8 protein-coding genes are annotated in these 9,266 nt (G+C 42.1%); all 8 read left to right on the top strand.

Features of this window, described 5'->3' with window-relative positions:
* Positions 1-1,654: alpha-glucan family phosphorylase (gene glgP / locus AC1DND_RS10535; protein WP_477581449.1), on the top strand; the 1,654-nt coding region annotated here is incomplete at its 5' end.
* Positions 1,655-1,796: 142 nt separating this feature from the next.
* A complete protein-coding gene (locus AC1DND_RS10530; protein WP_477581447.1) occupies positions 1,797-2,627 on the top strand; it encodes a hypothetical protein in 831 nt (276 codons plus the stop codon).
* Between the two features lie 21 nt (positions 2,628-2,648).
* The gene (locus tag AC1DND_RS10525; protein ID WP_477581445.1) at positions 2,649-3,077 is read left to right on the top strand and encodes a hypothetical protein; all 429 of its coding nucleotides are present in this window, start codon (positions 2,649-2,651) and stop codon (positions 3,075-3,077) included.
* Positions 3,078-3,777: 700 nt separating this feature from the next.
* Positions 3,778-4,197, top strand: a complete 420-nt coding sequence (locus AC1DND_RS10520) for a hypothetical protein (RefSeq protein WP_477581444.1) — start codon at positions 3,778-3,780, stop codon at positions 4,195-4,197.
* Positions 4,198-4,233: 36 nt separating this feature from the next.
* Positions 4,234-5,043: a TIGR02391 family protein gene (locus AC1DND_RS10515; RefSeq protein WP_477581442.1), complete on the top strand. Its 810-nt coding sequence runs from the start codon at positions 4,234-4,236 to the stop codon at positions 5,041-5,043.
* Entirely contained in the window at positions 5,043-5,999 is a 957-nt protein-coding gene (locus AC1DND_RS10510) for a DUF5677 domain-containing protein (protein WP_477581440.1), read from the top strand. Before AC1DND_RS10515 ends, AC1DND_RS10510 begins: the two co-directional genes overlap by 1 nt.
* Positions 6,000-6,230: 231 nt before the next feature.
* Positions 6,231-7,244 carry an AAA family ATPase gene (locus AC1DND_RS10505; protein ID WP_477581439.1) on the top strand — a complete coding sequence of 338 codons (1,014 nt, stop codon included), beginning with the start codon at positions 6,231-6,233 and terminating at the stop codon, positions 7,242-7,244.
* The coding region (locus AC1DND_RS10500; protein ID WP_477581438.1) for a S8 family peptidase at positions 7,213-9,266 on the top strand (2,054 nt) is incomplete at its 3' end. The genes AC1DND_RS10505 and AC1DND_RS10500, both read left to right, overlap by 32 nt.

Raw genomic sequence — 9,266 nt, 5'->3', positions numbered from 1 at the left:
GACCAGAACCGAGCGCTTTGGGTACAGCCCTGACGCAGAATATCAAACCAGTGTAGCCTATTTTTCAATGGAGTTTGCCATTGATCAATCCCTTAAAATTTATAGCGGAGGCCTGGGTTTTCTCTCCGGATCCCATCTTCGGAGCGCATTCGAATTGAAACAAAATTTGTTGGGCATAGGCATGCTTTGGAAATACGGTTATTATGACCAGGTAAGGGATAAGGATAACAATATGGTTCCAGCCTTCATTCAAAAAGATTATTCGTTTCTGGAAGATACAGGAATTGTTCTTTCTGTTCCGGTACATAGTGCTATCGTTAAAGTCAAAGCATTTTTATTGCGGCCTGCCACATTTGGCACCGCACCTTTATTTTTGCTGAGTACCGATCTTCCTGAAAATGATGAAATAAGTAGAAGCATTACTCACCGGCTATATGACCCAAACGAGGTCACCCGGATTGCGCAGTCAATCATTCTGGGGATTGGTGGGGGAATGCTGTTGGATCAGCTCAACCTGCAGCCAGATTATTATCATATGAACGAAGGGCATGCGGTGCCACTTAATTTTTATCTGTATTCAAAATATCAAAATCTCGAAGAGATAAAAAAAAGAATGCGGTTTACAACCCACACCCCTGAGCTTGCGGGTAATGAAGAACATGATTTTTCGCTGTTAAAAGAGATGTCATTCTTTTACCATATGCAGGAACATGAAGTTAAATTTGTGCTGGGACTGGAGGGGGAGAAGTTTAATTACACGCTGGCAGCATTGAAGTTTTCTGGCAAAGCAAACGCTGTTTCCAAACTTCATGGTGAAGTTGCCCGCGAAATGTGGGGAGGCTATGATGGCATATGTGAGATTGTTTCCATAACCAATGCACAGAATCAAAAGTACTGGCAGGATAAGGCTATCGCTCAGCGCGTAAATGAGAATAATCAACAGGCGTTTTTAGCCCGGAAAAAGGAATTAAAATCACTCTTGTTTCGGGAAGTTGCCGATCAGACTGGAAAGCTATTTGATGAAAATGTGCTCACCCTGGTATGGGCCAGGCGTTTTGCCGGATATAAACGAGCAGATCTGCTGATGTACGACTGGACGCGTTTCGAGATGTTATTAAAGCATTCAAAATATCCTATACAGATCATTTGGGCAGGAAAACCCTATCCAGAAGATACAGGCGCAAACCAAATCTTCAATCAGATCATTGATAAAACAAAAGCGTTCCCTAATTGTGCCGTTTTGGTTGGTTATGAACTCGGTTTATCCTCACTTCTAAAAAAAGGAGCTGATGTGTGGCTTAATAATCCAAAAATGTACCGGGAAGCTTCAGGAACCAGCGGCATGACAGCGGTTATGAATGGCGCTATCAATCTTTCTATTCCAGATGGATGGATTCCTGAGTTTGCACTAAATGGAGAGAACTGTTTTCTTATTGAGCCTGCAGAAAGTTTGCTATCCGAGGAGGAAAGAGATAAAAAAGAGAATACCAACTTAATGGATGCGCTGGAAAAAACAGTTTTGCCTACTTACTATGATGATCCATCAAAGTGGTTTAATATGGTTCAAAGTGGTATAAAAGGCGTCATCCCTGAATTCGAGTCAGCGAGAATGGCAGAAGCCTATTATAAGCAGATGTACCGTCAGGCCGATTAAAAAACTACTTTATTTTTGATTTTTTCTGTGGTAAACCCTTGCCTCATGACCACCCGCAATCATTAAGGTGACTACCATCATTTCATTTGCTTTAAGCTATGCCGACCTTTGCTGTTAGCATATAGCTTAAAGCAAATAACAAATGAAATCCATTATCATCATCAACGATCATAGTTCAGAATCTGAGCATGCTGCCATATTTGCACTCGTTCTGGCGCAACGTCTTGGGGTAAATATTATCCTGGCTAATTTGCCGGTTCTAAATCTAACCACGGATGAATATGGATGGACAGAAATGTTACCAGAGGTGCCGAATTCTGTAGCAATCGATTCCAAGCTGATGAAAAATCTTTTTGAAAGAAAAATGCGCTATCCGGGATTTAAACCCTTAATTCAGGAACTGAGTTTTTCTTTCGAAATGGGGGATCTATATAGGCTGGCCAACGAAAACGAAATCTTAATGGTTATAAAGGGTTTAGATGAATTTCTGCCTCAGGCTTTGCTGAATGTTAATCTTGCCATTAATAATCTACTACATAAAATTCGGGTGCCGCTACTGATCATTCYTTCCTCATGGTCTGAGCATGAACTCAAACGGATGGTGTATTTAACTGACCTGCGTTTCTGTGGCATTGGGACAGTAAAGTTTCTGGCAGACCTTGCCACCTGTTGGGATGCTAATCTGGTTATTGCACACGCTTCAGCCAGTGGCCTTCCGCTGATGGAGACCGATCAGGCAGAAGAGGTGTTTAATGATGAAATCAGCCTGAATATAGGCTACAAGAAACTCTTCCTAAACATGCTAAATCAAGGCGGATCTATGGATATACTGGAGGTTGTGGTAAGTGAAATGAAGGCCGACCTCTTAGTTCTGGTTGACCAGCATTTTCATTTTAATTCCCTTACCCAGCAATATTTCAAAGATAAGTGCACGCTGTATAATCCCGTTCCCATGTTGATATTCCCTTCATAATTTCACCCTAATAAAACATAAATGAACAGCATAAATAGTACCTCCCTGGCCTATATCCAATATCATGCTATCGCAAAGCACTGGGCATCAGACATCGATTTTTTTAAAATTGAAATGGTTTTTCTTCACCATTTGCTCGATGATCATTTTATACTGCTCTCCGGCCCAGCGTATATTGATGACCTAAAAGCCGTTGGTAAAAAATTCTTAAAGCTTGAACAAGATAAATATAGTGCTGATACGGATCTGATTGATTATATAAAAGTACTAGAGGGGCAAACAGAAAATCTTGTTGACAGCCATGGAGAATTGCTTGGGATAAAGCAAAAGCAGATGGAACACACCATGCTCCACCTGAATTCAAATTATAGAAAACTTAAACAGGAACTTTTTTCTCTGGTCATTTTATTAATACAGGATGGAAAGCGGCAAGGTTTGCCCAGGGCTTAAGTCCATTTTAGGTCGGCCAAAATGCTCATCTAAATATTATACAGACGGGAAATTAACCTTGATTTCATCCACATTAAACTCGTTTACTCAGTATAAAGGTGAAACAAAGCAGAGTAGTTCTGTCCGAGCAGGATCGAACTGTTAATTGCATTGTTTTAGCGAATAAGGCGTTTCTGCTCATATTTGAGATGTTCAATAGAAAATGCGCTAAAAACAAAAAGCCTTGAATTTGAGCTTCTTTCATTGAAAGAGTTCGAACTTCAAGGCTTTTTACTGTTTCAGTAGCCGTTACTGGACAAGTTTCGAATTTTTTCTTGACTGATTTGCAGGAATTAGCGAAAGTTGCAAATTATTTTAAAACTTAAATGATCGTTACTGGACAATTTTCGAACTGAAATTATTAATCAATGATTGATACCCAGAAAATGAATCTTTCTGATACAAACCCTGCTGAATCCAAACTCGTTAAAGGTTACAGTGCCGCAATTTATCTCTGAAAATGGGAATGGTTTTCCCGAACTTAAATAGGAATTGGAATGGTCTTGTTGTTTTTATGACTTGTCATTTAAGTTTTATCCGCACAGTTTATCTGGTTATGAATATTTTGAACCCAAGGGTCTGTTAATAACTTATCAAGGTTTGCTAAAGGTATAATAGTTAAACTTTAGTATTTTTAACCAACTTTCAAACTAGGGGGATTATGAAGACATTTGCAAAATTCAAGGGACAACTATTAGCATGTGTGCCAAAAAAATGGGCAGACTTTTATAGCAACGCACCAAAGAAATTTGGCCATGAGTATATCACAGCTGCCAATTATACACGCGAAGAGTTTTTGGAGCTTGCAGAGATCACCAGGTTCCTCAACTTCAGTAATTACGAAAACGACATTTCCTATTCGGTACACAATGATTGTGAATATGTCCATAAGGATTGCGAAAGCTGGTTTCTTAATGAAAAGGAAATGGCACTTTACGAGTCAATGCCAGTAAAATTCACCCAGGATGATTTGCGGGCTAAGCGCCTTTTGATAAACATGCCCATTAGCTCCCAGGACAGGATGACTGTCGGAACGCTATTTAGACATGTCAATATTCCGGGAGCCATTTCTTTGATCTAGAAAAAGGATTGATAAAGCCTGTTTTAAAAGCTAGGAATGAGTAGGGTGTTTGAGAAAATTCCTCCCCACGTACTGGAATCAATCTGCAGGTCGTTGGGAGATATCAGTCACGGTTTGTCCGGAACGGATATCAATCGGTATCTTCAGGAATGCAAGATAGAAAATCCCACTCCCGATATTACCAAGTGGAAACGTCTTGTAAATGCTTTCGAACAAAAGCAATTTTACGCCAAAAATTCCAATGATATCCTAAGGTTTATACAAATTGCCTTACACCCCTCCAGGTTCCTCAAATTCGGTACCGATTTTTTTTTCGGGATAGTCACCTCTATAAATGAATCACTTTCTTTCCTTGGAATAGAATACACCATTGAAGGCCGCTTCAAGGGGAAAACTGTCGCGAAAACCATCGATCAGGCTCAGAAGCGTGCGGAAAGCCTGCTCGATAAACTGGAAGTCAGGGGGCTTCACCAGGCCATTTACAGATACTGTAAGGCTGAGCTTTTAGTGGATAATTATTTTCATGCGGTATTTGAAACAACAAAAGGTGTGGCGGACCGCATCCGAGACCTGGCTAATCTGACCAATGATGGCGGTAAGCTGGTTGCCGAGGTATTTTCATCCGCCTCTCCAATATTGATCATCAATAATTTCACAACTGAAACCGATGTGAGCGAGCACAAAGGCTTTGCAAACCTTCTTATCGGTTTCTTTGGGATGTTTAGGAATACGACTGCCCACGTTCCTAAAACAGATTGGGCAATGTCTGAACAGGACGCTATAGAAATAATGACTATTGCATCCCTTTGCCATCGTAAACTGGATAAATCACATAAAATCAGATAATGACCAAAGATCAGTTACGGGTTGAATATCAACGTTTGTCAAGGCTTGAGACAAAAGAAGATGTAGATGAAATGATCGATATTTTTCTGGAATATTTCTTTAAGACAATATTGGCATTTAAAGCCGAGGCCGAAACCCCAAGAGAATTGAAAGACGCAATATTGGTCAATCAGATGCTGTTTACCAAGCTCTTACACTTAAAGCAGATCATCAAGGGAGTTGAGTTTACCTCTAAAACAGGTGCTAAATTGAATAAAATAATAGATCCACTTGTGGTAGGTTCTTTAGTTAGAACAATTTTTGAAACCGTAGGAATGTTCAATCTTATCTATCTACAGACCAAACCAGGTGACGAGCTGCTAATCCTTTACAACTTATGGGTAAGTGCTGGATTAAGCTATCGGCAAAAATTTACCACCGCGTTGATTAATGAAGAGATAATTGAAAAAGCTAAAAAAGAAAGGCAGCAGATTGAAGATTTGAAATCGGAAATCGAACAGACAGCGCTTTTTAAAAAACTTTCCCAGCGGGAAAAGGATCATATTTATAATAAGATTACCGGAAAGGAGTATAATATCAGATTCGAAAACGGCCAGCTCAAAGGTGTGGCTGGCTTTCAGGAGTTTATCGAAAGGGCAGGAGTCCGGCCAAAGGTAATGGATAATATGTACACATATTTTTCACTCAGCTCGCACCCCTCCAATGTTTCAGTCTTTCAATTTGGCAATATGTTTCAAGTTGAAGACTCTCATTTTTTTGGGCTGGTGAATTTTAATGTAAAAAGTTCAATGTTTTTGTTGGGGGTTTTTGTTGCCGATTACATTAAGCTTTTCCCATCTATCCTAGATGTTTACAATGGACAGCCTTTGCTCGATCAGATTATGATTAACTTTTTTAACTCTTTTATGCGAGGCGAAGCCTATGATATCAATAGATCATATGAAGCTTTAAATTAATTTAAGATATCCAGCAAGCATGCAAATGTTATTACGATGCTTGAAAAAATAACGACGTAGATTTATAATGGTAGGTAGCTCCGATGAACAATTTATAGTCATACGCCGTGCATCCGATGTAACAAGGGTGTAGCAACAGCGGATAATACAGAAATAATTTACGATATTATAGGACTAAAGATTTGGCGCTTTTGATATTAACGCCAGCTAAAAAATGTATACTTTTGCAAAATGGCAGCAGCAGATCAAATCAAGAGCCTTATTAAATCTTACGCGGAGGACGATGAACATCGTTTCTTTGCTACTGCTATGCAGATTGCGGCTTCCGAGGCGCGGCAGGGACATACCATGGTCGCCCAGGAGCTGAAGCAATTGATCGAAAAGGCAAAAAAAGACAAGTCTGTTGCGTTTTTGGAATCACCGAAAACTGTTTCAATTTCCGCCCCTAAACGGGAACTGAAAGAGCTGATCGAGGTCTTTAATCCGCGGATAGACCTTCGTGCCATGGTACTGGCGCCTACTGTGAAAGAGGCGTTGACCAAGTTGATCCATGAACAAAAAAATTGGGAGCTGCTGAAGAAACACAATCTTTCCCCGAGAAGAAAACTGCTGCTGACCGGACTTCCAGGGACAGGAAAAACGATGACTGCACAAGCCATTGCCGGTGAGCTGGGTTTATCTGTATATATTATCAGATTGGATGGATTGATGTCCAAATACCTCGGTGAGTCCATTGCAAAGCTGAGGATGATCTTTGATGCCATGGAAGATCACAGGGCGGTTTACCTGTTCGATGAGTTTGACTCTATTGGTTCGCACAGGGACAGGGGGCAGGATATTGGGGAGATCAAAAGGGTACTTAACAGTTTTCTGATCAACATTGAAAAAGATCAAAGCAACAGTATCATCGTAGCGGCAACAAACCTTCCGGAAAGTCTTGACAGGGCCTTATTTCGCAGATTTGATGACGTGGTAAGTTATCCGCTGCCCGACCTGCAGCAGGTAAGTGATACAATAAAAAAAGCAACAAAAGGGTTCTCGTTCTCAAAGAAACCGAATTATGCGAAGATAGCCGAACTGGCTGTCGGACTGAATTATTCGGATATTACTAAGGCATGTGAAGAGGCTATTAAGGAAATGATTTTGTCTGGTTCAATGAAACTGGATTCTTTAGAAATACAAAAATCGTTATCTAAAAAAGCACCTCTCAAATATGGCCAGACAGAATCCCCAAAGACACATTAAACTCGAGGGCTTTGCCCAGAGCCTGGACTACGTTTATCCACGAACCCCTTTTGGAAGTGGTCTCGAACTTGCCCAGAGAAACAGAAATTTACACGGAAACCGAATTCTTAACCAACTGGAGGCCATCAGGCAACGGTTTGATATTCCTGCCGATGTCGACTTGCCCGAAGGGATCGTTCGTGATGATGCCATTTATGTAGATTTTATTTCAGAATGGGGATTTCAGCTGGACTATAAAAATATGGATCAGGACCGGGATGATCCGCTTTTTCAGATACTCAACATCAGGGAGGAATTTCGGGAAACCGAGGACGGGCTGGAATACAGGTATTGCATTACCCTGATGATGACCGAAGGCGGCGTGGGAATGTTTATCGATAAGGTACTGGATTATTTGACCAAGAATGGCCGTTACCGCGGGCAGGATACCGGAAGGCCAAGCTATTACTCGCTTTTTACCAATATCGAAAATATCAGGTCTGCTACCTTGAAATCTTTCTGGGCGGATGAGCCTGAGTTTCCCTTTCCAGATGAGGGTGCAGTTGTGTGGTGGGAGGTTTGGTTCCGTAAAACCGGAAATGATCAGTTCAGGATAGCGAGGGTACTGGAAAACCTGGCTTTAGCAGGGGTTTTGGTCGGATCCTCAGAGCTTGCCTTTGCAGAGCACCGGGTAAGACTGGTAAAGGGAACAGCCGAGCAACTTTCAGGTTCATTGATGCTGTTGGACAATCTCTCAGAAATCCGTAAGCCTCAGGAAACAGCTGATTTTATCTGCCATAAGGATGAGGAATATGAAGATAACGCGCAGTGGATGGAGGAACTTATCGGCCGTACCGATGTGGCGCTGGATGAAAATTCGGTATTAATCTGCCTTTTGGATAGTGGCGTCAACAATGTACATCCCTTGATTAGCAGTTTTCTACCCGATGAACGCTTATATTCTTATAAACCCGATGATTGGGGCTCCGGCGATGATTGGCCAAATGGCGGACACGGTACTGGGGTTGCCGGACTTGCACTCTATGGCGATATGGTTGATGCGCTTGCCGAAAGGGGAAGGATCAGGATCACGCACGGACTGGAGTCTTTTAAGATCATTAACCTCGCTGATCCCAATGATCCCGAACTCTATGGTGCCGTTACTGAGTACGCGGCCAGTACGCCTTTTGTCGACCGGCCTGCTAACCCAAGGGTATTCTGTTTAACCATTACGGACAAGGATTTTGCTTTTAAGGGCCGCCCTTCTGCCTGGTCTGCAGCCGTCGATAAGATCGCATTCGGTTCTACCTTAGATCCTACTGCGCCGCAACTGATCATAGTGAGCAGCGGAAACGTTGTTTCTGTGAACCACGAAGACTATCCCGACTTAAACCTGATGGAGTCAGTGCATGATCCTGCACAGGCGTACAACGCGGTTACCGTTGGCAGCTATACCCGAAAAGACCGAATTGATCCTGCAACAGGTTATATGCATCTTGCGCCCAATGGTGGAATGGCGCCAAGTAATTCAACTTCCATATTATGGGAAAGCCAGTGGCCAATTAAACCGGACATTGTGATGGAAGGCGGAAATTGCAGTACCGACGGTGTGGCAGTGTCTGATCACTATAGCCTAAAGTTGTTGACAGCTGATAAAGAGTATCCCAGGTATACCTTTCTACCATTCGGAGATACCAGCGGTGCCGCCGGACTTGCAGCTAAAATGGCCGCTCAGTTAAGGGCCGCATACCCCAGTTTCTGGCCGGAGACCATACGGGCGCTGATGGTTCATTCGGCTGACTGGACAGCAAATATGCTTGGGAACCGTGATTTTAATGAACTGAATGAAACTGATAGGAAACTTTTACTCAGATCTGTCGGATATGGTGTTCCTGTCCTGGATGATGCACTCTACAGTGCAAGCAATAGCCTGACATTAATTGCTGAGCGGGAGATTCAGCCTTATCATTTGGTAAAGTCAGCGGGGAAGAGCCAGGAATACCACCTGTTTGATCTTCCCTGGCCGGATGCGGTACTCTCGGG

The organism is Pedobacter sp. 01N416, from assembly GCF_056399685.1.
The sequence above is the reverse complement of the archived record's forward strand: the minus strand, read 5'-3'. Positions and strand labels throughout refer to the sequence as shown.

What these genes read in the sequence shown, in the direction of transcription:
- AC1DND_RS10525 (WP_477581445.1), top strand. Translation starts at nt 2,649, where the DNA reads ATGAACAGCATAAATAGTACCTCCCTGGCCTATATCCAATATCATGCT.
- AC1DND_RS10520 (WP_477581444.1), top strand. Translation starts at nt 3,778, where the DNA reads ATGAAGACATTTGCAAAATTCAAGGGACAACTATTAGCATGTGTGCCA.
- AC1DND_RS10515 (WP_477581442.1), top strand. Translation starts at nt 4,234, where the DNA reads ATGAGTAGGGTGTTTGAGAAAATTCCTCCCCACGTACTGGAATCAATC.
- AC1DND_RS10510 (WP_477581440.1), top strand. Translation starts at nt 5,043, where the DNA reads ATGACCAAAGATCAGTTACGGGTTGAATATCAACGTTTGTCAAGGCTT.
- AC1DND_RS10505 (WP_477581439.1), top strand. Translation starts at nt 6,231, where the DNA reads ATGGCAGCAGCAGATCAAATCAAGAGCCTTATTAAATCTTACGCGGAG.